Origin of the sequence: Anabaena sp. FACHB-595, assembly GCF_048568275.1 — a bacterium.
Taxonomy (GTDB): domain Bacteria; phylum Cyanobacteriota; class Cyanobacteriia; order Cyanobacteriales; family Nostocaceae; genus Trichormus.
This window is the reverse complement of sequence record NZ_CP183473.1, coordinates 1,625,662-1,650,183: the sequence shown is the minus strand read 5'-3', so window position 1 is coordinate 1,650,183 and position 24,522 is coordinate 1,625,662. Positions and strand designations below refer to the sequence as shown.

Sequence of the window (24,522 nt, the reverse complement as noted above, 5' to 3'; positions counted from 1 at the left end):
CAGCACTATATTGATAATTCCCTGAATTCAAGGCTATCTTTTGTGGTGGTGTGAAATAAGGAACTTCCAGAAAATAAATTATTCAATGTTGATGGTAAAGACGATGACAAGAGTCTTTCTCCCCCTGCCCCCAATACGGTTCGGATAAGCTCTTGAAGCAGAGGAGGCAGGGGAGGAAAGGAGGTTATTTTCATAATTTTTCTCTTCCCCTGCTTCTCTTCTCCCCTTACTTCCCCTTGCCTGCCTTAACCCAGAAATCCCTTAACCGAACCGTATTGCCCCTGTCCCCTTCCTCCTGTCACCTGTGATTATCAAAGGCTAATTGGGCAATCTAAGTATAGTTTTCTACTTATCCTGATTTTCACGGGTATGAAACCTTTGGCAAGCCATGACTCAATTTCACTAAAATCTCACCCTAGAAAGCAATCATCACGGAATTTTCTCATTCGATTTATTCTTGGCGGTACAACTCTGATTGTCAGTATTTCTGCCTACTTTAGCTATTTAGCTGCCCGCAATATGGCACTAGCAGATATACGACAGAATGCTTTTCTGGAAGTACAAACAGGAGTTGATCAAATAGAGGCGTGGTTAAGTGTTCGCAAAGTCGAGGTAAAAACTTTAGCAAATACTTCAACTGTACGCTCCTTAAATTGGGCTGTCGCAGAACCTTATTTAAAGACTGAAGTTGAGAGAATCAAAGAATTTTTCTTATTCCAAATGTCAATTGCGGATGGTTCTTACTACACGACAAAGTCAGGACGCGCAAACAACAATGTTAAGGACAGAGAATACTTTCAACAGGGAATAGCAGGAAAAAGCAGTGTTTCTGATCCTTTTATTAGCCGTTCTACAGGAATACCCTTGATTGCGATCGCTACTCCGATTCTATCAACTTCCAATTCACCCATAGGAGTGTTTCACGGTAGCGTCAAAGTTGACCATATTACAAAGGTGATCAATTCTCTCACCTACGGTAAAAATAGCTACGCTTTCGCCCTCAATTCCCAAGGGGAGGTGATTGTTCATCCTGACTCGACTTTAATGTCCACTATCGAAAAACCTGCCCCCAGTCTGCTGAAAATTAATGACCATAGTTTACAAGCGATCGCCCAACGCATGGTTAACAAACAGCAGGGAATTGAGTTAATGGCAATTGACGGTAAACAAAAATATATTGCTTATATACCATTAAAGGCTGCTAATTGGTCTGTGGCTTTGGTGATTCCCCGTGAAAATATTGAATCTCGGCTGCAATTTCTAGATTTAATTGCGTTGATTGTGGGCGGATTAACTATCACCATGATTACTGTTTTGTGGCGAGTGCAAGCTTTTGAACAGGCACAACTGAAAAAGTCTAAAGAGGCGGCTGATTTAGCTAACCATGCCAAAAGCGAATTTTTAGCTAACATGAGTCATGAACTGAGAACGCCTTTAAATGGGATTTTGGGTTGCGCGCAAATTTTGCAACGTTCTTCCACGTTACCTGAGCAAGAACAACATCACATCAATATTATTGAACAATGTGGTTCCCATCTGCTGACCTTAATTAATGACATCTTGGATCTTGCCAAAATTGAAGCCAAGAAACTAGAACTACATGGCGAAGATGTGCATTTTCCGTCTTTTATACAAGGTATTGCCGAAATTTGCCAAATTCGTGCTGCACAAAAAGATATTTTGTTTGTCTATGAACCTGCCAGTAATTTACCTATATGGCTGCATATTGATGCCAAAAGGTTACGTCAAGTGCTGTTAAATCTGCTAGGTAATGCGATTAAATTTACTGATCACGGTCAAGTTAAGTTGAAAGTTGAGACAATTGAGGAATCCTCTACGCAAAAACCAGTCAAACACCGTATTCGTTACTGTATAGAAGATACAGGCATTGGCATCACTGACGCAGAATTAAGCAAAATTTTCTTACCTTTTGAACAGGTAGGTGAAAAAAAGCGTCAGACGGAAGGGACGGGACTGGGTTTAGCTATTACTCGTCAGTTAGTGCAGATGATGGGGAGTGATATCCATGTCACAAGTCAAGTAGGACATGGTAGCACCTTTTGGTTTGAATTGGAGATGGTAGCTACCAATGAATGGGTACAGTCAATGATGACTACCTCAGCCAGAAAAATCATTGGTTTTGAGGGAAATCCCCGCAGAATTTTGATAGTAGACGATCGCTGGGAAAATCGTACAGTCTTGAATGATTTATTGCAACCATTGGGTTTTGAAATAATGGAAGCTGTCAATGGTCAAGATGGTTTAGAACAAGCGATCGCTATTTCAACAGACCTAATTATCACAGATTTACTCATGCCAGAAATGGATGGGTTTACATTAATTCAAAATCTGCGACAAATACCCCAGTTTAAGAATCTCAAAATTATTGTTTCTTCCGCTAGTGTTTTTGAATCTGATCAACATCGCAGCTTGGCAGTTGGTGGTGATGACTTTCTCAGTAAACCCATACAGGCAAATGAATTATTGCGTCAATTAGAACGTCATTTAAATTTAGTCTGGATTTATCAACCTTCTGAGTCTGAAACTCAAGCAATTTCAGATGTAGTAACTCAAAACAATGATCCATCAACACAATTAATTACTCCTCCACCAGAAGTATTACGAGAACTGTTGACATTAGCGAAAAAGGGTAACTTTAACGCCATTATCAAATGTGCAGATCAACTAGAGGCAGAAGATACAAACTTGGCTACTTTCGCTCATCAACTTAGACAATTAGCCAGACAATTTGACGAGGATGTAATCCTTGAGTTTTTGACACAATATGAGGTAGAAATGGCATGAGAGCGACTGTAAGCAATCAGAATTATTTTAGCGATAACTTACCTATCAAGGGCATAATTTTAGCTGTTGATGATAATCCCAACAATTTGCAAGTTTTATCGAGTTTTTTAGATGACTCTAGTTTTGAAGTTTGGGCGGCGCGCAGTGGTGAAAAAGCCTTACAAAGATTAGAAAATGATTTATTGCCCGATTTGATTTTATTAGATATAATGATGCCGGGTATGGATGGTTTTGAAACTTGTCAACGTCTTAAAAGTGACCAGCGTTTTTGTGATATTCCCGTGGTATTCATGACTGCGCTATCAGAAACTGCCGATAAGGTCAAAGGATTTCAACTAGGAGCAGTAGATTATATCACTAAACCTTTTCAGCATGAAGAAGTATTGGTGAGAATAGAACACCAGCTAAAATTGCGCCATTTAACAACAAGTTTAATTGCCAAAAATGTTGAACTGCAAAAAACTCAAAGCCAACTGATTCAAACCGAAAAAATTGCTAGTTTGGGTCAAATGGCAGCCGGGATTGCCCATGAAGTGAATAACCCCATTAACTTTATTGCGGGCAACTTAAATTTTGTGCAAAAGTATGTACAAGAAGTAGTAGATTTACTTTATCTGTATCAAAAGCATTTTCCCAATCCACCTGCTGAAATTCAAAATGCAATTAATCAAACTGATTTAACTTATTTATTAGATGATTTATCTAATGTGATTAACTCAATGCGCGTGGGTACAGATCGCGTTCAAGAAATTGTCTCCTCATTAAACAAATTTTCTCGACACAAAGAAACAGGTAAGAAACTAGCTAACCTCCACGAAGCAATAGACAATACACTCCTAATTCTCGGACATCGACTAAAAGCCAATTCTGAACGTCCTGCCATTGAAATTGTCAAAAAATATGGTAATTTACCCTTGATTGAATGCTATTCCGGTGAAATTAGCCAGGTATTTATGAATTTAATCGCCAATGCCATTGATGCTATTGAAGAAACACAAAAAAATCAAAATTATTACGAAATTTCTGAAAATACTGGTGTTATCAGGATCACAACTGAGCTAATAGGAGAACAAATTATTTGCAAAATTGCCGATAATGGTGGAGGTATTAGTGAAGAAATGCAAAGTCAAATATTTAATGCCTTCTACACAACGAAACCCATCGGTAAAGGCACTGGTTTAGGTCTATCGATAGCTTACCAAATTGTTACTGTTAATCATCACGGCAAAATATCATGTCATTCCCAACCAGGGGCAGGTCTAGAGTTTATGATTGAATTACCCATAGATTAATATATTTGCCATAAATAAAAGTGTTGGTGAGAACTTTAGTTCTGACAATTAGGACTAAAGTCATTACTCTTCAGCCCCCAGGAAATACTGTTTCTTGAAAAAGGAATAAGCATCTCGTAGAGATGCTACGCGAACGCTTATCGCCTGCTTAGATACTCGCCCTTGTTTCATCTATTTCACCAAACTCATCCTCGATTGCGCGAACGGTGAGATAAAAGGCTGGGTAAATAATTTCCATAAATTTTTACCTGTTATTAAATTCAAGTTAAACTTATTAATTTAAATTCAGCTAGCTGTAAGTATTGAGAAATAACTCGTACTTGCAACACATATTGAAGAGTGATGTCTAACCACAATCGGCCAAGCGTCTACACAATAATTTAGCTGGAGGTAAATATGAAATTAGTTCCGACATTAACGCTAGTTGCCACTAGTTTAGCCCTAAATTTTGCTGCTGTAGATACACAAGCAGCAGAAGCTGCAAGCATAAAATATGCTTTCAATGTCAACAGTAATATATTTAGTGGCAGAGGTATTTTTGGTTTTGATAACTCAACGTTTAGTAATGAAGCTATTCCCACAGCACCGGTGCAGTTCTTGAATTTCACATTTAATAATGATATTCAGACTGTTTATACTGCACAGGATGATTTGGATTATCCAGCACTAGGCCCAATTTTATTCACAACAGTAGCGGGTAATTCACCTTTTGGGTTGTCATACTTATTTAACAACAAAATTAATCCAGCAATCAGTTATGAAATTGCTGGATATGATTTTATAGTGGGTAATCAAACTTTCAGTAATGCAGTTTCTTATAGTCCCATTCCTGAACCTGCAACTTTAGTTAGTACTTTAACTGTTTGCAGTATTGGTTGGCTAAGTTCACGAAAAGTTAAGCCAGCTAAAAAAGCTGCTTGAAATCTAATTAAAAATCATAATATTTTCGTGAATTAGATCCCCATCATGTGGGTCTTTTTTTTTAGCAGTATTAATCAAAATAAAAATAAAAATTGACATTTCCATTTAAATTGATAAGCCCGGTTTTTGGAAAAAGCCGGGCTTATGTAGCTACTACAGTTAACTTAAACTAGTAAGTTCTTGTTGATATTGACTATGATTTTGCTTGATTTGCCACTAATTGTGCGCGATTTTGGCGCAGGTCAGCGTGACTACGCTCTGTAGGATAAGGCACATTGTCGCCTTTAATTCCCGACCACAGTACACGGTTAAATGCGTCTGCATCAACTTTATCTTCTACTTCAAAATAGAAGTCTTTGGTTGCTTGCGCCCACCATTGTTTGTCATGCAAAGATGGTATAGCAGCTGTCTTTGGAACATTGGGATCTTGGCAAGCTGGTACAAGGTTGGGATCTACAGGTGCAGTACATAAGTTACCAGGGACAACTGCGGTATAGGGTGTAAAGTCAGGCTCTCTGGTAAAAGCATCGGACATAGGCTTGGCATTGGCATCGTTCATACCTAAGTAGCCGATTCCCAATAAATCCTCCATTGTCCGTATTATGCTCACAGTGTTGTAGTTAGTGCTGATTAAAACCTTACGCTTTGTGTATGGAGAAATGATGTAAGCTATTGAGCGATGACTATCTACGTGGTCGGGGCCATTTTGGCAATCATCTTCTAAAATAACGATCGCAGTCTCTTTCCATGCAGGTGACTTGGATATCTTCTCTACCAATAAGCCAACAGCATAATCGTTATCAGCCATTTGCAAGGGTACAGTATTTAACCCGGCGACAGCATTATTAAAATCACCAAAGTGGTCGTGAGGTAGACGTACCATTGTCAAGTTAGGCAGAGTGTTATTAGCTAGATATTTATCAATATCACGAGCGAACTCATTATAGAGATAAATATCGGCATTTTTCATGTCGTAACCCCGGAAATAATTGTCTGTTTTATCTAACAGTACAGTTTTTGCTGCTACAGCTTGCTGGATGTTATCAACCGCAGGAGTGGGAGAGATGGGGACGTAAAGGGGGTCACTGGGGTCGGGTTTTGTCGGGTCGGCTTGGTTCGTACCATAGAAGCCGTCAACGTAGAAACCATAGTTACGGACAGTCTTTCCAGCACGTAATGCTGCATCCCAAAGATAGCCGCCTACAGAATTTGGTGATATTTCACCATCGCCGATGGGAGCGTTGACATCCTTGGTTCCTGGCAAAATCGATGAACGACCAGAAGGATCTAAAACTCCTGTCACCCGTGTATTGAATTGGGAAGTGGAGTTAGTTTGTGGTAGGGCAATATTGATATTACGGTTGAGACCTTCATAGTCGTAAGTCAGACCGTTAAACCCAGCATTGCCGTAGAGTACAGACTGAGTTTTTTCTGTGTAATCAGTAGTCCGTCCGTAAGTAGACCAGTTCCAACCCACACCGCTAGACTCACCAGAATCGTAGAAGTTATCGAAGGTGACAAAATCTAGAGCCAGTTTGTGATGATTAGGAGAGATGGGTTCTGGTAATAAAGTTAATGCAGGGTCGCCGTTACCAATGGGTAAATCACCAAGAACTTGGTCATAGGTACGGTTTTCTTTCAGTACATAAATAACGTTCTTAATCTTCCCTTGCAAAAACCTCATTGTCCGGTCGGGACGGCGATTATCAAAACCGTTGTTTTTGTCTACCTGACGAGAAAGTGCAGCTAAACTACCAGCGCTAGGAACCGGAATCACTGCAATACCAGCTTTTTCTAAAGCCCAGTTGTACTCATTTCTAAAGGTAGTGTTACGGGCTAGACCTGCGGGTGTGGTGCGGCTTTGGGATGGGTTGGGGCCGGAGTTGCTCTTAGCGTTAACAACAAATAATTTGCGACCATCTTGGCTGACACTAACAGAATTAGGATACCAGCCAGTAGGAATGCGACCACTTACACGACCGGAACGTAAATCTACGACAGCGACAGCATTCTCACCGGCTAAGGTAACGTAAAGTGTACGTTCGTCTGGGCTAAGAGCTAGGGAATTGGGACTTGAGCCGACATATTTATCATTGGGTCGAGACAGAGATATAGTCCCAATCACTCTGTTGCTATTGGTATCAATGACGGAAATTGTGTCACTATTACCATTAGCTACATATAGTTTATTTTGGTCAGCAGAAAGTAAGATTTTGTTGGGTTGGCTACCTACAGGTATGCGGGTAATAACTCTAGAAGCAACGTCAACAGCTACTACTTCATCATCGCGCTGACTGCTGACAAATACTTTAGCTGCTGCACCGTTAGTTGTACTCTTAAGCGCAACATCAAAGGGAAATTCACCAGTTGGTACTTGATCACCTGGTTTAAAGAATTTAATTTCTTCAGTTACCTGACGATTAGCAGTATTTACTAGGGAAATGGAGTCATTCTCAAAATTAGCAGCGACCAGAGTACTACCATCTGGGCTAACAGCAAGACCCGCAACAACTGCACCTGTGGTTACCCGATTGGCTGGTGTATTCTTTAACAGACCACCATCGTAGCTGGGAAAGGGATCGGTTTGGTTAGAGTTGTGACCTAAAAGAATAAATGGCGCATTCGCAATGTATTGATTACCGTTAGCGGCGTAAACATAAACGCGGTCATCAATACCACCGGATACGTAAAAACGTGAGCCATCCTTTGCCCACGCCAAACCATTGTAGGTATTAGGAATATTAATTTGTTGGCGCTTAACTAATTTGCCACTGCTGACATCGAAAACGAATACCCATTCAGCTTTGCGGGTGGTTGTAGCTGTGGGTTGTCCGGTTACTGGGTCTAATACTGGATAGGTGAGATTTGCACCAGTATTTTGATTGCGAAAGTTGAGATTGTAACCACTAGTTAGCACCAACAGAGTTTTACCATCAGGACTAAGGGCTGTGGTGACGGCTTCCGCCGCATCTGCGTTATTATCGCTACGTAAACCAGTAGCTAGACGGTCAAATGTAGAGCCAGGGGCGGCTGCGGGTGTAATTACTTGTCCGGTGGGGAGTAATGCGCCACCTTCAGGGAGGTCGCCCACACGGCTAGTAGCAAGCTGGGCTGTGACTATCTGCACACTGCTGACTACTACCGCCACTGCAACCAGCAGGCTGAGTAGGAAATATCGCTTACGCTGGAAATTGAACATTTGCTGTTCTCAGATATTAAATTTGTTGCTGACGCAGCCAATATTCCTATTTTTTAGTTAAGAGCAAGGTAAGAACAGGTTACTTAAAGAGTTCTGGCTCTTGACAAATTATTAACAATTGTGTAACTGGTTAACCGATCGCTTCCTCTGGTTTATCTAAACTAACTCGCCAGCGCCAAATTGTCGAAGCGATCGCCATTCCGACACCCCAAGCTAAAGGTAGCCAGATAATCGCCAACTCATCACCAGGCCACTCCACATTTAATCCTGCTCCCAGCCAGTAAAGACCAAATCCCATTAACAACATTGCAGCCGTAAACTTCATGGGTTTGACAGGTACTTGTTGGAGTGGTGTTCTAAATAAAAAAGCCAATACCAATAAACTAAATGTGGCAAAACCTGCACCACTAATTGCTTCTAGCCATTGACTTTGTGCAGCACCCAAAGTCACAACGGCGATCGCCACTTCTACACTATCCAACAATGCACCTTTAAAGGTAGTGACCACAGCAAACCAATTCCAGCCAGATTCATTCTCATCTCTAGCTAGTTGTTCTTCTAAGCTATCTTCCCCACCGCCTTTACGCTTCTTAGGAAGACCAGCATAATATCTCACTATAGAGCGCGTCCACTTTTGACCAAAAAGCAACAGTAAAACTCCCGCCACAATTCGGAGAATATTTACAGGAATTAGAGTTAAACTTTTGCCCAAAACCAGGGATAGCAGTAAAGTCAAAGCAATACCAGCGCCTGAACCAACTAAAGCATTACGCCAACCTGCTAACCTACCAACAACGATGACTATACCGAGAATTTCAACTAATTCTATTAAAGAGCTTGCAAAACTTGCGAGAACAATTTCCCAATTCATAATATTTTTGTTGACTATTGACCGTTGACTATTGACTATTGACTATTGACTGTTGACTGTTGACTGTTGACTATTGACTGTTGACTATTGACTATTGACTGTTGACTGTTGACTGTTGACTATTGACTTTCAAACACCTTTAAGTTTGCTGTTTCTTTTAGAGATACATTGACTTGTGTACCGATGGGTAAAGCAATGCTCGCGGGTGTTATAGCATATAGCTTTTTGCCGGAGGGGGTATATAAGCTATATCGGTATTCATGTCCTAAAAAGAAACGTGTGGCAATTTTCATTGCACCATCACTTGCTGGTTGCAAAATGATGTCTTCTTCGCGGATCATTAAATCTCCTTTGTGTTGAGAAATTTCTGTTTTCAGGGCAAAACAGCCAATCTCTGTTACCCAGTAATTTCTTTGCAACTGTGCTGGTAAAAAGTTGGCTTGGGTGACAAATTCAGCGACGAAGCGGGAGGCTGGCTGAGTATAAATCGTTTCTGGCGTGCCTATTTGTTCTAATTTACCATTGTGCATCACTGCTACTTGGTCAGCGATCGCTAGGGCTTCTTGTTGGTCGTGGGTGACAAAAATAGCCGATATTCCTTGCTGTTTGAGAATGGCTAATACTTCCTCGCGCAATTTCAATCGTACTTGTAAATCTAGATTGCTGAGGGGTTCATCTAATAATAGAATCTGCGGTTGGGGAGCTAAAGCTCTAGCCAAGGCTACCCGTTGTTGTTGTCCACCAGATAATTCATGAGGATAGCGGTTTTCTAGTGTTGGGAGTCTGACTAATGATAATAACTCGGCAACTCTTTGACGGCGATCGCTTTTTTGCATCCGCCGCAAACCAAAACCGATATTTTCAGCCACGGTTAAGTGAGGAAACAAAGCATAATCTTGAAACAGCATCCCTACATGGCGTTGTTCTGGCGGTATCAAGCAACCATTCCCGGTTACTAACTCTCCCGCAATTTCTACAGTCCCTGTCTGTGGCAATTCAAACCCAGCAATAATCCGTAAAAGTGTAGTTTTTCCACATCCCGAAGGCCCCAATAACCCTAATACATCCCCTGCGACTAATCCCAAACTCACTCCATCCACAGCCAAAGCATTCTTGTAGGCAAGGGTAACATTCTGCAACTTTAATATTATTGGGAATTGAGTATGGGGAACTGAGGTTTGGGGACTAGGAACCGGGATTTTCATATTTGGTTGTGGGTTTTTCTTGTGAAATGTTGTCTAAGCAATAGGGAGAAGGGATTGGAAGCATAATGAAATGGGCAAATGATGATGGGAATGCAAAAATTCCTATTCAAAACGAGAAACTTCAGGTTGTAAGTGAGAATTTTCCTATTCAAAACGAGAAACTTTAGGTTCTGAGTGAGAATGTTCCTGTTCAAAACGAGAAACTTTAGGTTGTAAGTGAGAACGTTGCATTTCTAACGCTAAAAAATCCCAATTTTCAATACCCAATTCCTAATCCACCTCCCTTTGTAAACTACGCCTCACTTCTGGAATAAGTTGTTGATAGCGGTTTTGAGATAAAACTAAAACAGTAGAACTAATAGAGATGGCTAACATGATTAATGCAGCCACTGATGCTTGGCTGTAGGAGACGTTTTCCGTTGCTTTCCAGATTTCAGTGGCTAGAGTATTAAAGCCAATGGGCGCTAATATCAAAGTCACAGGTAATTCTTTGATGGCTTTAAGAAATACTAATGCTGTTCCTACTAAAATTCCTGGTGTAACTAGTGGTAAAGTAATTTCTCGGAAAGTTTGCCCTGGTTTTCTTCCTAAAGAGCGTGCTGATTCTTCTAATTGGGGATTTACTTGTAATAGTGAACTCCGTACAGTTCCCACAGATTGAGACAGGAATAATACCAAGTAAGCAAACACCAGCATAGGCAAAGTTTGATATAACCAGGGAAGGTAATTTGCTCCCCAAAATACCAGTGAAAAGGCAACTACAATTCCAGGTAAGCCAAAACCGATGTAACTACAGCGTTCAATAGCTGTAGTGATGCGGTTAGGAAAGCGTACAGCTAGGATGGCAACGGGAATAGCGCAGCAAGTAGAGGCGATCGCCGCCAGTCCAGCAGCTATAATTGAGTTGCTAGCTAGTTGTATAAGTTGTGACCAAACAAAAACTTGCTCTGCTTCTGGACTGGTTAAACCTTCCACAAACCAGAACAGGGTGACAGCAACAGGTAGCAATAAACCCAAGCTAGTGATCCCTAAACAAAACAAAATTGCGGGAATTTTCCACATCCCCAAAGCGATCAAAGCTGGTGGAGAGTAGGATTTATGACCACGACTATAATATGTAGCCCGCGATCGCGTTTGATATTCCAGCCACAACAACAGCAACACTAAACCCACCAGCATTAACGCCAATGTCGCCGCCTGATAGCGGTCAAATGTATATCTGTATTGCAAAAAAATTGCCCGTGTAAAGGTATCAAACCGCATAATGGAAGTTGTACCAAAATCCTGTAAGGCATTGAGGGAAACTAACAATCCACCAGCCACAATGGCTGGACGTAATGCAGGTAAAGTCATCCGCCAAAAAGTTTGCCTTTGATTCCACCCCAAGCTCCTAGCTGCTTCTTCCAGCGCCGGATCGATACCTTGCAAGCCAGCATGGACACTCAACAGTAAATAGGGATAGGTAAACAAGGTCAATCCTAAAATTGCCCCAGTCCAACCATAGATTTCTGGTAAAGCTTCCACTCCCAGAGGTTCTAGCCACAGTTGCAACCAGCTACCTTTGGGGCCAAAAGCCGCAATCAGAGCAAAACTACCGACATAATCAGGTATGGCTAAGGGTAGTGTAGTCGCAATTAGCCAGAATCTGCGCCCAGGTAAATCTGTCCGCAATGTGAGAAATGCTAACGGAACTGCGATCGCCGTTGCCAATATGGTACTAGCTATAGCCACACCAACACTATTAAACAAAATTTCCACTATGCGTGGTCGGAAAATCAAAGCCAATAACTGCTCCCCACCCACAGCAGACATCCGCATAACTAAATAAGTCAACGGTAGTGTAATCGCCACAGCTATCGATCCGGCTGTAACTATTAAAAATAATGGTGGCTGGGATTTAGTCATTGGTCATTAGTCAACAGTCAACCTTTTTAAATCAACCCTGCTTCTTGAATTAAAGACATGGTTCCTTTGAGATCCGATAGTTTACCTAAATCAAGTTTGGGGGGTTGCAATTGTTTGAGGGGAAGTTGCTTTTGTGCTACTGGAATACCCGTTACTAGGGGATATTCGTAAAAATTTTCGGTGATGAACTTTTGGGTTTCTGGTTTGAGCATATAAGCCACAAACTTTTCTGCATCACTTTGTTGGTCGGTTGTTTTCAGGACTGCTAAACCTGCAACGTTAATTAAAGAGCCTGCATCGCCTTTGGTATGGTGGATAGCAACTGGAAATTTAGGATCTTTTTTAGTAAACCGATACAGATAATAATTATTTACTAATCCCAAAGCAATTTCTCCCCTTCCTAGAGCTTCCACGATCGCGCTATTTTTGGGATAGGCTTTAGCACCGTTGGCTTTCATGGCTTTTAACCAGGCTAGGGTTTTTTGATCACCCTCCATCAATCGCATCGCTGTGACAAAGGAGAGAAAAGAGCCGTTGGTAGGGGCCCAGCCAACTTTACCGCGCCATTTGCGATCGCTCAATTGCATTACACTTTTGGGGAGTTCGTTGGCTTTGACAAGTTTGGTATTGTAGTCTATCACCCGCGCTCTACCGGAAATGCCTACCCATTCTCCAGCAGGGGAACGAAAGCGCGAGTCAACTTTGTTGAGTAGTTGGCTAGGAAGTTTTACAGCCTTTCCTTCTCTGCCTATAGCGCCTAAAGAACCAGCATCCTGAGCGTAAAAAACGTCAGCGCGGCTATTTTTACCTTCTTCAATGAGTGCGATCGCTAATTCTGTAGAATCACCGTAGCGTACTTCAATGTTTAGCCCCAAATCTTTTTTTGCTCTCTCTATCAAGGGACGCATAATTTCTTCGTCCCTTCCTGAATAAACTGTCAGTGTTTTTGGAGTAGCTGCTACCGCAATTCCCAACCCTAAGCCTAAAACTATAGCAGTAATAGCACTAGAGATTTGCCGCACTTGATGTGAAACCATTAATTAACCTCGGATTCCAGATTCAGAATTACAGGTCAATTCATATGACCAAGTTCTGTCAGTATTAACAATCTGTAGAGGATTAACGTTTGATTTTGCTAAGAACAGGTTACATTAACATAATATATAAGTTAAATTTAGAACACTCCCAGGTTAAGAGTCCTGATCCCAGAGAAACTGGGGAATCTTAAGAGGTAGAGGAGCAGAGAACAGTAAAAGTTTTACCCAGTCCCCAATCCCCAGTCCCCAATCCCCAGTCCCCAATCCCCCTAAAACCCAAGTTCAATAGTCAAGCTGCGAATCTTCCCTGTATCCGCCTGTGCTTTATCTGCTACTTCTAGAGTCCAGGTTCCTTGAGGAATTTTACCCTTCAAAGCAGTCAGTCCTGGTGTACTCACCTCATCGTAAGTTTGTTTGATATCATCTGCGCCTCCACCTTTGCGGTCGTGGAGGATGATCGGTAATACACCACATTCTCCAGGGGGGTTGAGGCTAACTATTAAGTCACCAATGTAAGTATGCTCGATGTCTACTGTAACTTTGATAGATTTGATGGGGTTGGTGTTGGCGATCGCTAAACTGAGTTGAGATGTCTGCAAATCATTAATGGGGACATCCTGGACGGCTGTAAAAATGCTGACTGGCTCAGGTTGTGCTGGTAGTGCCAATTCTACCGCTTTGAGGGCATTGATCCGACCATAACCGTAGAATGGGCTACGGCCTTCAGCGTTATAGTTACCACCGACTGGATCAATGCGATCGCATGAACGTTTAATAATATCTCTGACCTCATCCCAACGCAGATTTGGATTGCGGGAGAGAATCAAGGCAGCGACACCAGCCGCACCCGGACAGGCGCTAGAAGTACCACCGAAACTATTTGTATAATTACCTGCTTGATCACCGAGATTGGTACTACCAGAATTATAGCCAACTACACCAGAGCGATCGGCAGTCCAAATACCAGGGGTTTGGGAAGGGTTACCGTTGTTACTAGGGAAGGCACACCAGACGGCTTGACCAAAATCACTATAAGCGCTTCTAGTACCAAAGTCGTTACAAGCCGCGACAGCTATTACCTTTTCATAGCTGGCGTAGCCGTCATTATCTACGCTTTCGTTACCATTACCCGCAGCGAATAAAATCACACATCCTTTGCCATTACGCCCCTTATTGATGGCATAGTCCATTGCTAGTCTTGTGGAATCGGGTAGAGGTACTTTCTGCTTGTGTAGGGGGTCTTTATCATCCCACCATGTACCATCTGGTGGCCCCCAACTACAGGAAATTACATCCGCACCATTTTGAGCAGCCCAGACAAAAGAGTCGGCTTCATCTTGGGAACCCAGGGCGGAAACGAAACGAATGGGCATTAACTTAGCCCCAGGCGCTACACCAGAAGCCCCAAAGTTGCCATTACCACAAGCGACACCTGCACAAGCAGTACCGTGATTATCTCGGTTTCCTGGGGTGGGAAAGTTAGTTTTGCGTGTGACATCTCTAGGGGCAACAATCTTACCAGAAGAACGGAATTCTTCATGGTCAACATCCACACCATCGTCAATAATGGCAATAATCGTTCCCGTACCATCGCTCAACTTCCATGCCGCCTCAACATTGGCATGAGCCTTGATAGTCTTACCCCCAATTGTGGTTTCCTTAAGGTGCCATTGTTGGGAAAATGCCTGACGTTGCCTAAATTCCCGCACCAATTCAGGATGACACAATTCCACCGATTCCTCGTTGAGCAACCTTTCGGCAATATCAAAGATGGCTAAACCAGTATTGGGGGGTGCGCTGACAAAGTAGGCATTACGGGCGTATTCTAGTTGACGTTTAATTGTTAAGCCGTAGCGTCCCAAAATTTCTTGGCAGAAACTAACGTCTTCTTCGTGGCCAAACTTCACGAAAAGGTTTTCTGTGTAAACTATGGGTTGTTGACTGACTGGATCAATTAACACACGTCCAGCAAATTGCACTTCCGGTTCTTGATTGAGAATTTCCCTGGCTGTATCGCGCAAAGCACCATCCTGGCTCGGTTCTTTCACATGGAGAACTTCTACACCCGCTTGGCTGAAACGAGTGGATAACTCGAACTGATTGAGGATATTACGGGCTTGGGAGGAAACAGGGGCGGCTTCAAAGGGGCGATCGCTAATTAGCGAGCTGCGGCTTTCAGTCCGCACTACAATATGATTTTCACTAATTGCTAGTTCGTACTGTTCACCGTTCTGACCACCATAGCGGACATGAACCATACTTAATCTCCTACTATTAAGTTGATACTAAGCCTTTGTATTTTGTGTGTGGTTTCCAAAATGATGCACACATAAGACGCAGCTGAGAATAATTTCCTGTGGATACAAACTATCAGTCTGGCTTTCCAGAATAGAGTTTATGGAAATTCAAAATTTATGTGAACGGCAACTTATTCACATTTTTTGTTGTCTACCTAATTCATAATCTGTAATTCATAATTTGTAGTTGACCAAGCCTGATGGGTTCCCCTACACCCCTAATTCATGAACCCGCTCCCGACTTTCTCATAGCTATTTTCAATTTATGAGCAGAAGTAGTTTATTACCTAAAATCATTAGAATTTAAAAAGAATGTTTTATTTTCCTGGTGAATTATTTTTACAGGCGTACTCTCTACCTTTAATTGCTGAAGTGAGACCCCAAAGAGACTATTTTATTGAGTATCCCCAACAAATTCCTGTTGGCACAAAGGCGAGTGTCTTCTACAATCGCCAGTCTGGATACTATGCTGCACATTACAAACAAGCTAGCACGATACCATCCCAGGCTATTTTAATCTTGAATGAGGGTGAGGGAGCGATCGCTATTTTTTCCGGTGAACCTGATGCAACAATCCAGAATATTGGCAATACAGACACACTCAGCCCAGTATATACCTTAGAAAATAACGGAACTCTGACTGTGCCTACTGGGCTAGTTTTCATCCGTTTTACAGAAGGTGTTGATATTGAATCACAACAAGCTGCCATCAATCAAGCAGGTTATGAAGTAGCGAAAACCCTAGCCTATGCGCCTAATGCTGGTTGGTTACGTGCCAAAACAAATAAAATTGCTGATGCTCTCAAAGGAATAGCTCAACTATCAGCTATAAAGAATGTGGAGAATGTCGAACCGCAAATGCTGATAGAAAGGCAACTACGGGAGAAATAAAAACAATTCGCAATAGCCTGTGGAGAACTCGCAGAGTAGGCTAACGCCAACGCAATTCGCAACGATGCTCCCGCTCTGCTCTGCTCTGAGTGCAGCTATGCCGCAGGCTTTACGCAATTTGCAATAACTTTTCTTAACATCTATCTCAGGCATGACATTAATTTATAACTAGGGATGGTCTTAATCTAAATTTATCTTTATTAAGATATCTCAATGTGTGTTTCCAAATTAATGGCGCAATTCCCAATAGCAAATATTGGGAATTCTTAATCACTCAATTGCTTTTAAGGGACTTCCAGAGAAAAAGTATTCCAAATGTAGGGTGCGTCAGTATGAATAAGTTCTTGGTGTAGTTAGGTTTTTTGACACTGACGCACCCTACTAAACTATCAATTTTGGATAATTTATTTTTTGGTGTTCCCTAAAGCTGAGTTCTATATTTTTAGCCGCTTCTGCGCTAACAGTATCAGCGAACAATCTCAGCAGAAGCAGAGTTATGCAGGTTAACTTGTTTCAGTAAGTGAGTCCAAGCGGATGTGATTTGTGAATCTATCGTTTTGGTGTTTTGGATTTGTTCTCCTAAGGTTGTCAAAGCATTGTACCAGATCCCATTTTTAGCAAAAAAGGTTGCTCGTTCTAGAGGAGTTTTGGCTAATTCCAGTTGCTTTTGTAGTGTTGGGTTTAAAGCAACTTGTGTGATGGAGCCGCGAACGTAGACGGAAGCTGAGGGTTTTTCTGGGTCGCAATAAATAGAAAAAGTCCAATGATAAGATTTACCAGCAACGAGGGGTGTTTGCGGCTTGGCCGTTAAGCTGATAATTCCTGGTTGTGTTTCTGAGGGATTAAATTTGGTCTGATAAACGTAATTATCTGCTTCGTCTTGGATAACAAACTCAATAGGAACCTTGGGAGTGAGTTTGTCAGGTACAAAAAACCAAAATGTTGGGTTTTGATCTGTGGATTGTCCCCAAACTGATTCTTTTGTTCCTGTACTATTGATGGGTACTAAAGCTGTGAGGGTTTCATACTGCTTACAGGGGCCGCGACTTCCGCCACCTCTGCGCCGTCCTCTAGGTTCTCCTGGTTTGTCTTGGGCTGTGGGAGGAACATAATTAATTTTGGTGGTTGATGTGAGGGTTTGTGCCTGCCCAATTTGCTCCATTCCAGGTAAATTACATATACCTAAAGCGATCGCACAGATAAGAGTGGTAGTTGAAAACCGAAATACCTTTTTCATAGCAGAAACCGTTGTGTCATCAACCAAATTACTGGTTTTTTATTTGCCTCATCTTTTAATACACTTCCTCTGTCTACAATTTCTGTAATTTTTGGCTGATGTAAGCAAATTGAGCGCTAGTGACTACTAATGCAATCATCGGTGGGACTAAAGGTATCCAGCCACCTTGAATTAACAGGATAAAACATAGTCCAGATAAGGTGATTGTTCCTATAGTTACAGCAATACTTAAGTAAGTCTTTCTGGGAATGTACCACGCCAGTAGACCACCAGTCAAAGACCAACTCCAAATCCAGCAGATTTCACCCCATTGAGTCCAAACCCATAATAGGGGTCGGTTATCTAAAGCGGCGCTGATTAGCTGGCTGACCATTTGCGCTTGAATCACAATGCCGGGAACGATCGCTGTAGGAGATTTACTATCAGGTGTAGGCCAGTAATCGCTAGTGCTATTACTGGTGACACCAATCAAAATAATGCGGTTTTTGATGGCGTTGGGGTTAATTTGTCCGTTCAAGATTTGGCTCAGGGTAACTTGGCGAGCGATCGCCCCTACTGAAGGCGCAAAACGATAATTTAGTAAAATCTGAGTACCTTGGGCATCTATTGATTGATAACCACTAGCCCGATTCTGTAAGCGTGGGAAGGTTTTTTTCCCCAATAGCAAGTCCCAATTTGGGGTAAATTTGGTTGTAATTCCCTGGGCTTGGAGATACAAAAACGCTAACTGCACACTAAAAGCATAAGCAGGGGTACAAGTTGGCGAAATTGGGTTGGGAGTCATCGCCAAGAGATGGCGACGCATCACACTATCCTCATCTTCCACAAAGTCGCTAAAACCCAACCGTGTTTCTGGTATTTCTGGCGGTGGTGCAATACCTGTAGGGTCGGATTCCGGATCAGCACGTTTACAAATAGCAATGAGGCGATCGCTTTTCTGCATCCGTTTGGCTAATTCTGGTTGGTTAGCACTCACGGGAAAATCACGGTATATATCTAAACCAATAGCTGCTGGTTGGTATTGTTCGAGTTTTGTGAGTAGTAAGTTGAGATGTTTATCAGAAAGGGAACCTTGGCGCGGTTCTTTTCCTTGGGCTTGAATATCTTGGTCGGTGATAGTTACTACCAATAGCCGGGAGTCTGGTTCTTCTTTAGGTCGCAGCCTCATTAGTTGGTCAAATGCCCCTAGTTCTAATAGTTGTAGTCCACCTGACCACCGTATTAATACGATAATAAAAGTAATAATTAAGCTACTTAAGCCAACTACTGGTAGCTGTTGGAAATTGGGGCGTGGTAACTTTAACCCTGGTCTTTGACCAGACAAATCCTGCCAAGTCGGGGAAATTTCGGCTGGATTTTGGCAAATAATTGGCAACCAAGTAGCACAGGGAAAATCCTGTTCTAGAGATTGTAATCTTTGCCGCGCCTCTCTGACGGCTGCATATAAAGTTTTACCCCGTGCAAACAACGCCAAGAAATGCTTTAAAAATTCCTGCGCCACCCTGTCTGGTACAGGTTCGCGCATGACAATCACCTGGGGTAAATGTAAATCGGCTAAATCCTGGGCTAGACCCAAACCATCACAAGAGTTAAAAATTGCCAATTGCAACCCTTGAGCGATCGCCTTTTGCAAGCCATACTTTAATTGATCAATGGTCAAAGTCTCGCCAGAATTGAGCAGCATCCGCCCTTTCCCTTGGCTGGAACTATGACCAGCAAAAAAGAGAATATCCCAACCCGATTGCCATAATTGTTCTGTTAGTTGGGAACGATTGGGTTCCACTAAAAATGTGAGTTCCGCATTGGGTAATTGCTGGAGTAAAGTTTGGTCTTTTTCTAGATCAATATGGTGGCGATCGCCTAAAATAGCTAAAATCCTCACCTTACCTTTAGTTTTTTGGGGATAATTTTTAATTGACCGAGTATATTCTGGTGGACTGAGAGCAATTTCCGCTTGGGGATAATCGTCAAAAAAATGCCACAAACACCAAGGAAGCTGTAAAACCTGATGGGATTCAGCCGCAATAATGCAGCGAATTTCCTCTGTGGGTGAGAGTTGAGTTCTTAACTTACGGTCAATATTGAGAAACGGCGAACTATTCAACCATGCGTTTAAACTTTGTTGCAATTCTTGGCAGAGATGATCAAACTCTGCTTGGGAAATATGAGTAATATCTTCTTCTTCAATTTCAAAATCGGCGATGTCATGACTACGCCATCCCAAATTGGCATACAAAGCTGTGTACATTTGTTGCCAACGTTGATAAAGATGCTCTAATTGTGGTGCAGCAGGTAATCCCCCCGTGAATTGCATAGGAGCAGGAGCATCTGTTTGCCAAAGTTGAGCTACGACCGCCGGAAATCCTTGGTGTAAGTTTCCTTTTCCTAAATTTAGGACGATCAGTTTACTCATGTACTCAGTATGCCAGTAGATTAAGAAACGCCATAACTAACTTTCAAACTCTTCAACAAAACTGAAATCATCGAGAATTAGCTGAAGGCTAAAGCGGGTGTTTTGTGGACATCGGAAGCGTTTAAGTTGGATGGAGTTGTCTGTTTCTCGTGCTTCTACTGATTGGACAACTTGCCCTGAGGCAGAAATTAACTCTAATCTCATATTCTCAGGTAAATAAATTCCTCGTTCTCTGGGAGACAATTGGACGCGGATTCCTACTCTACCATCTGTTTCTAGTGTCAAAGTCAACATTAGCACTATGGTTTGACCGCTTGGTAGGTCGATTACCTTAACGCGCTGGATTGATCGTTCAGCTGTATCATCGGCTTGACGAAAGCTGAAGGCAAAATCTGGCTGTGTTCCCAGAAGAGTTTCGACGGTTTGCCAGCTATTTGTCAAGGTATTTTGTAACCACTGACGCAAGTTGACAAGTGCTGATTTTGGTTGTGGTTGTTGTGACTTAGCTAATAAAGCCCCCCAGATTTCAAAGGGCAGTTCTAAGCGTGGGTTCGTAATTGCTGGATTACTTAACCTTTGCCAGAGGTTATCTACTTGGGTGGGTGATAACTCAGCTAAAGGAGCGATCGCTACTTGTGTTTGTTCTTCAGGATATAGTTGACGTACTACCCAAAGTACATTCAAATCCTCAATCATTTGATAGGCTTTTAAGGAGTAAGTCCTTTCTTGAGGATCGTAACTACCTTGATTTTTCAATTGCTCATGGGTGGTATAGCCCCAAATTCTTAGCCATTCCCCGTCTGGACTGACTTGTACTGCTAGATAATAATCTCCTGCCCATTGAGGAATATCTATCCATTCTTGGGGGACATGAAATTCTCTTGTGTCTAGGCTTTTATCGGGAATGAGGATGAGGCGTTTTGTATCTAAATTTATAGCAGTCCCGTTGACGAATTCCCAACTATTGGGAACTGTGGCAAGAGTAGCTTCTGGTGAGTACTCAGCTTGCAGCCAAGGTAAAAAGGTACTCAGGCATACTTGGTTGAGAAAAATATGCCAACGACCACTGGGATTAAGGCAAGTTTGGCTTTGCTGCCAAGATTGGTCTTGAATGCCAGCAGATACCTCTAACCAAAGTTGAGTGGGTGGAACACAGAATGACGACATAATTACTACTCCTTTGCAGAGAGATTACGGAAATAATTCTGTAACCATTCCTCTAATATTGCGCTAATATGCTTAACCACGTTGGAAGTCGGGGAAATATGCGATTTTTCCTGACTCCATTTAGTAATTGCTAAAAGTAAAGATTCTCTGGTTTTAGATAATTGCCGAGATACTTGATATTGCTGAATTTCCTGCTGTTTGGCGATTTGTTGTTGGGTTAGTCCTTGCTGATAGTACAGTTGCAACAACTGTTGTGATTGCGGGGGCAGTTTTGCCAATGTAGTCACTAAGAGATTATAGATTTCTTGTTGCTGATTTTTTTGAGTTTCGGCTTCTTCTGCGGCGATTAAATCTGCCAGTAAAGATTCACGATTACTGGTGTCTGGTAAATCATCTTGCCATTCCCCATCTGCTTGACCCACCTTGGGAATATTTAGGGAAGACACCACAGGATATAAATAAGAACGTGCTTGTTTCGCACAAAAAAGCAACCATTGTTCTAAGGTTTCCCGGTTACACTCGCGGACTGAGGGGTTGAGTTGTGTTAGGCGATCGCGGTTATAAAGTTGGGCGATAATATCCCAAGTATCATCCTCTGGTTTTTGTAATTTCCGCGCTTTTGGTGATTTAGTGAGGATGTAGCCGTCTGTAAAGGATTTCCAAGCTAACAAATAACTCGCCATTGTTTCATCTGTTAGCCCAGAACTTTTTAATGATTCCTGTAGTTGCTTGCGGCTCAACTTCAGCAACAATGCCCAATCATTACAAAAATCTATTTCTTGCTTTTGACGTAAAGCATCCCGAATAATATTCCCAAAAGCCACAGTACCATAGCTTTTGAGGCTAGCTCTTTGGTCAGGGTCGCAACCTTTTAAGATTTTTGGTACTTCAGCGATCGCCATTTGAAAACAGTCAGATAATGTACACTGAATACTGGCAAACTGGGGAATTGTCCTCTGTGCAGCCCAATAACAGGTTTCTTGCAAATAAGCGGATAGGTGTCCTTCCGCTAAGGAACTAGGCTGAGTCTGCCAGTTTTTATGCCAGTAAATCGCCCAAAAATTCTCTGAGTGTTGCGTTTGTGATATTTGTCCCAAGCAATTCTGAATGCTCCGCCGCAATTTGCCATCATACACCCAACCACCGAAGCGATCGGCATCAAATTGCAGGAAGGTAGAAAACATTTCAGCGATACTTTGGCGAGGACGCATGATAGCAATTCAAAATTCAAAATACCCTACGGGAAGCAAGCTACAAAATTCAAAATTAGGAAAGCCAAACAGAATAAATGTATGTCCGTATGTATCTGTCACATTCTTTTTTCACACTGGTACTAAGTATAGATGGGCAAGTATAGATAAGCAAATCGAAAACTCTATCAAAACTTAACTTCAGAGAGTTTTCTAGCTAATCTTACCCTTAATTATTTGCGCTGAATCCCCGTTAAAACACGGAAAAGGCAAGTTGCGTTGGCGTTAGCCTTCTCTACGAGATGCTACGCGTTGGCGGTTAGCCTCTCGTAAGAGATGCCGCAGGCTATTGCGAATTGCGAATTGCGAATTGCGAATTGGTTTAAGCTTGTAACGCTTTAAAGCACTTATTCACAAAGCTGTTGATGGTTTGTTTAATTTGATGTTTGCGATTCCAGCGCTGGAAAGCCATTTCATACTCTTCGCCTTTAGTTTGAAACGTATTCCACACATCCAACCCTACTGCCAAACCACAAAACAGTAGCAAGTATAACGACCAAGTAACCGTTCCACCACCGACAAAATCCACCAACAGTAAAAAGCCATTGACGATCGCATAATTACCAAGGCGCTTTTTAAACTTTGTCATGCGGTAAGTATTAAAAGCTTGTTTTTGACTTAATTCGTGGTGTTGCGATCGCCAATCTATTTCCGCTAACTTGAGAGCTTCTGGTGAGATTTCTAACTCAGTAGCAATCTCTAACAATTGCTCATAACTAAAATCTTTATCTTGGTCATCAGCTTGCCGGGCGATCGCCAGCTGTAAAATTCGCTGTACATCTTCTTGGCTATAAGAACGGAGACTATTTGGTTCAAATGCCGTCATAACTGCTATCTCTAATTATTAATGTGGTTTAGCAACTTATCGCCCGTCAACTGTGAAACAGTTTCGATAACTACTGCACTTAACCCTACACTAGCAAATTTAGTTAGTTGTCAGTTGTCAGTTTTCAGAGACGCGATTAATCGCGTCTGTACAGTTGTTAGTTGTTGCCTTAATCCCCTTGTCTCCTTTAGCGAAAGGCGTAAATTTCTTTGATGACTTCTACCCAACCATCAGAAACGGATTCTAAAATGCGATCGCCTTTTTCTTTGGTTGCAGTTGTCGCATCGCCAATCACACCACTTTTACTAATATCTTTTGTTACCCAAGCCACAGGTAATCTACCTTCCCAACTTAATAGGCTACCTTCAGGTTTTTCTGGGGGATATTCTGCCACGGCTTTATCTAGTTGCACCTGATCTGGCAAAATCGCCAGCATAATACTAGTTTCCGCATCTCCCGCGTGCATTCCTTGTATTGCTTCCTTAGGTGATAATAATTCTTTAGTAATGTGGGGTACACGCCAAGTAAACAAAGGAAAAACTGCAAAATCACCATACTTTACGTGCAGATCTCGCGCCACCATTTGCATAACTTGGGGTTGTCCTCCGTGGGAGTTCATTAACACCAACTTTCTAAACCCAGCGCGGTAAATGCTTTCTGCCACTTCCATAATTGTCGCTGTCAGCGTTTCTGTACTCAGGGTAATCGTTCCCGGAAAATGCCAGTGTTCATTGGATTTACCATAATAAAGAGTGGGTAAAGCATAAGCTGGAATGCTAGCATCAAGTTTAGATAAAGCTTTCCCCAAAACCCCCACACCAATGGCAGCATCAACAATCAATGGTAGATGGAGTCCATGCTGTTCAATTGCCCCTACTGGCTGGATGATAACGACATTCTCCTTATTTGGCATTTCCTCAATTTCTTTCCAGGTGAGGTAGGCGAAAAACCGTTCTGGGGGAATGAAACTGTGCATTTGGGGATTGGGGATTGGGGATTGGGATTATTACAATCTATACTATAGGACTCATACTTGATTTTTGAAATACACGTAGGGGAGCCACTGCGTTGGTGAAGCAGTACGGTCTTGGGGTTTCCCCAAGTGGAGTAACTGCTGAAAGGGTTTCCCGGCTTGGAGCAAGTGGCGTTGGGCAATGCCCACCGGCTCATGGTTTTGGTGGGCATTGCCCACCCTACAGATACTGA

The 24,522-nt window shown here is 42.2% G+C and carries 17 protein-coding genes; 4 read left to right on the top strand and 13 right to left on the bottom strand.

Features of this window, described 5'->3' with window-relative positions; genetic code table 11:
* Positions 1–369: 369 nt before the first annotated feature.
* The 3 genes from ACN222_RS06900 (at position 370) to ACN222_RS06890 (ending at position 5,018) form a co-directional block, all read left to right on the top strand.
* Positions 370–2,805 carry a hybrid sensor histidine kinase/response regulator gene (locus tag ACN222_RS06900; RefSeq protein WP_010995561.1) on the top strand — a complete coding sequence of 812 codons (2,436 nt, stop codon included), beginning with the start codon at positions 370–372 and terminating at the stop codon, positions 2,803–2,805.
* A complete protein-coding gene (locus ACN222_RS06895) occupies positions 2,802–4,097 on the top strand; it encodes a hybrid sensor histidine kinase/response regulator (RefSeq protein WP_010995560.1) in 1,296 nt (431 codons plus the stop codon). The genes ACN222_RS06900 and ACN222_RS06895 overlap by 4 nt, the downstream gene beginning before the upstream one ends.
* Before the next feature lie 396 nt (positions 4,098–4,493).
* Positions 4,494–5,018, top strand: a complete 525-nt coding sequence (locus ACN222_RS06890; RefSeq protein WP_010995559.1) for a PEP-CTERM sorting domain-containing protein — start codon at positions 4,494–4,496, stop codon at positions 5,016–5,018.
* A 193-nt stretch (positions 5,019–5,211) separates the two neighbouring features.
* Here ACN222_RS06890 and ACN222_RS06885 read toward each other — a convergent pair whose 3' ends face one another.
* The 6 genes from ACN222_RS06885 to ACN222_RS06860 all read right to left on the bottom strand — a co-directional run bounded on the left by ACN222_RS06885 (position 5,212) and on the right by ACN222_RS06860 (position 15,493).
* Positions 5,212–8,217 carry a bifunctional YncE family protein/alkaline phosphatase family protein gene (locus ACN222_RS06885; RefSeq protein WP_010995558.1) on the bottom strand — a complete coding sequence of 1,002 codons (3,006 nt, stop codon included), beginning with the start codon at positions 8,215–8,217 and terminating at the stop codon, positions 5,212–5,214.
* A 130-nt stretch (positions 8,218–8,347) separates the two neighbouring features.
* Positions 8,348–9,088 (bottom strand): COG4280 domain-containing protein, encoded by a 741-nt coding sequence (locus ACN222_RS06880; protein ID WP_010995557.1) that lies wholly within the window; start codon positions 9,086–9,088, stop codon positions 8,348–8,350.
* 119 nt (positions 9,089–9,207) lie between these two features.
* Positions 9,208–10,293 (bottom strand): ABC transporter ATP-binding protein, encoded by a 1,086-nt coding sequence (locus ACN222_RS06875; RefSeq protein WP_010995556.1) that lies wholly within the window; start codon positions 10,291–10,293, stop codon positions 9,208–9,210.
* 270 nt (positions 10,294–10,563) lie between these two features.
* The gene (locus tag ACN222_RS06870; RefSeq protein ID WP_010995555.1) at positions 10,564–12,198 is read right to left on the bottom strand and encodes an ABC transporter permease; all 1,635 of its coding nucleotides are present in this window, start codon (positions 12,196–12,198) and stop codon (positions 10,564–10,566) included.
* Positions 12,199–12,224: 26 nt separating this feature from the next.
* On the bottom strand, positions 12,225–13,235 hold the full coding sequence (locus tag ACN222_RS06865) for an iron ABC transporter substrate-binding protein (RefSeq protein ID WP_010995554.1): 1,011 nt from the start codon (positions 13,233–13,235) through the stop codon (positions 12,225–12,227).
* A gap of 269 nt (positions 13,236–13,504) precedes the next feature.
* A complete protein-coding gene (locus ACN222_RS06860) occupies positions 13,505–15,493 on the bottom strand; it encodes a S8 family serine peptidase (RefSeq protein ID WP_010995553.1) in 1,989 nt (662 codons plus the stop codon).
* Positions 15,494–15,844: 351 nt separating this feature from the next.
* Here ACN222_RS06860 and ACN222_RS06855 point away from each other — a divergent pair, with 351 nt between their 5' ends.
* A complete protein-coding gene (locus ACN222_RS06855) occupies positions 15,845–16,423 on the top strand; it encodes a hypothetical protein (RefSeq protein WP_010995552.1) in 579 nt (192 codons plus the stop codon).
* Positions 16,424–16,889: 466 nt separating this feature from the next.
* Here the strand turns inward: ACN222_RS06855 and ACN222_RS06850 are convergent, their stop codons facing one another.
* From ACN222_RS06850 to ACN222_RS06820, 7 genes are all read right to left on the bottom strand, one after another.
* A complete protein-coding gene (locus ACN222_RS06850; protein WP_010995551.1) occupies positions 16,890–17,660 on the bottom strand; it encodes a DUF928 domain-containing protein in 771 nt (256 codons plus the stop codon).
* 73 nt (positions 17,661–17,733) lie between these two features.
* Positions 17,734–20,073, bottom strand: coding sequence for a CHASE2 domain-containing protein (locus ACN222_RS06845; protein WP_010995550.1), 2,340 nt, complete (start codon positions 20,071–20,073; stop codon positions 17,734–17,736).
* Between the two features lie 36 nt (positions 20,074–20,109).
* Positions 20,110–21,240: a DUF1822 family protein gene (locus ACN222_RS06840; protein WP_010995549.1), complete on the bottom strand. Its 1,131-nt coding sequence runs from the start codon at positions 21,238–21,240 to the stop codon at positions 20,110–20,112.
* A 5-nt stretch (positions 21,241–21,245) separates the two neighbouring features.
* The gene (locus ACN222_RS06835) at positions 21,246–22,451 is read right to left on the bottom strand and encodes a sigma-70 family RNA polymerase sigma factor (RefSeq protein ID WP_010995548.1); all 1,206 of its coding nucleotides are present in this window, start codon (positions 22,449–22,451) and stop codon (positions 21,246–21,248) included.
* 361 nt (positions 22,452–22,812) lie between these two features.
* A complete protein-coding gene (locus tag ACN222_RS06830; RefSeq protein ID WP_010995547.1) occupies positions 22,813–23,316 on the bottom strand; it encodes a 2TM domain-containing protein in 504 nt (167 codons plus the stop codon).
* A 187-nt stretch (positions 23,317–23,503) separates the two neighbouring features.
* A complete protein-coding gene (locus tag ACN222_RS06825; RefSeq protein ID WP_010995546.1) occupies positions 23,504–24,292 on the bottom strand; it encodes a creatininase family protein in 789 nt (262 codons plus the stop codon).
* Between the two features lie 51 nt (positions 24,293–24,343).
* A complete protein-coding gene (locus ACN222_RS06820) occupies positions 24,344–24,508 on the bottom strand; it encodes a hypothetical protein (RefSeq protein ID WP_010995545.1) in 165 nt (54 codons plus the stop codon).
* Positions 24,509–24,522 lie beyond the last annotated feature (14 nt).

Excerpts from the sequence above, each read along its gene's own strand:
- ACN222_RS06900 (WP_010995561.1), top strand. The coding sequence starts at position 370 with ATGAAACCTTTGGCAAGCCATGACTCAATTTCACTAAAATCTCACCCT.
- ACN222_RS06895 (WP_010995560.1), top strand. The coding sequence starts at position 2,802 with ATGAGAGCGACTGTAAGCAATCAGAATTATTTTAGCGATAACTTACCT.
- ACN222_RS06890 (WP_010995559.1), top strand. The coding sequence starts at position 4,494 with ATGAAATTAGTTCCGACATTAACGCTAGTTGCCACTAGTTTAGCCCTA.
- ACN222_RS06885 (WP_010995558.1), bottom strand. The coding sequence starts at position 8,217 with ATGTTCAATTTCCAGCGTAAGCGATATTTCCTACTCAGCCTGCTGGTT.
- ACN222_RS06880 (WP_010995557.1), bottom strand. The coding sequence starts at position 9,088 with ATGAATTGGGAAATTGTTCTCGCAAGTTTTGCAAGCTCTTTAATAGAA.
- ACN222_RS06875 (WP_010995556.1), bottom strand. The coding sequence starts at position 10,293 with ATGAAAATCCCGGTTCCTAGTCCCCAAACCTCAGTTCCCCATACTCAA.
- ACN222_RS06870 (WP_010995555.1), bottom strand. The coding sequence starts at position 12,198 with ATGACTAAATCCCAGCCACCATTATTTTTAATAGTTACAGCCGGATCG.
- ACN222_RS06865 (WP_010995554.1), bottom strand. The coding sequence starts at position 13,235 with ATGGTTTCACATCAAGTGCGGCAAATCTCTAGTGCTATTACTGCTATA.
- ACN222_RS06860 (WP_010995553.1), bottom strand. The coding sequence starts at position 15,493 with ATGGTTCATGTCCGCTATGGTGGTCAGAACGGTGAACAGTACGAACTA.
- ACN222_RS06855 (WP_010995552.1), top strand. The coding sequence starts at position 15,845 with ATGTTTTATTTTCCTGGTGAATTATTTTTACAGGCGTACTCTCTACCT.
- ACN222_RS06850 (WP_010995551.1), bottom strand. The coding sequence starts at position 17,660 with ATGAAAAAGGTATTTCGGTTTTCAACTACCACTCTTATCTGTGCGATC.
- ACN222_RS06845 (WP_010995550.1), bottom strand. The coding sequence starts at position 20,073 with ATGAGTAAACTGATCGTCCTAAATTTAGGAAAAGGAAACTTACACCAA.
- ACN222_RS06840 (WP_010995549.1), bottom strand. The coding sequence starts at position 21,240 with ATGTCGTCATTCTGTGTTCCACCCACTCAACTTTGGTTAGAGGTATCT.
- ACN222_RS06835 (WP_010995548.1), bottom strand. The coding sequence starts at position 22,451 with ATGCGTCCTCGCCAAAGTATCGCTGAAATGTTTTCTACCTTCCTGCAA.
- ACN222_RS06830 (WP_010995547.1), bottom strand. The coding sequence starts at position 23,316 with ATGACGGCATTTGAACCAAATAGTCTCCGTTCTTATAGCCAAGAAGAT.
- ACN222_RS06825 (WP_010995546.1), bottom strand. The coding sequence starts at position 24,292 with ATGCACAGTTTCATTCCCCCAGAACGGTTTTTCGCCTACCTCACCTGG.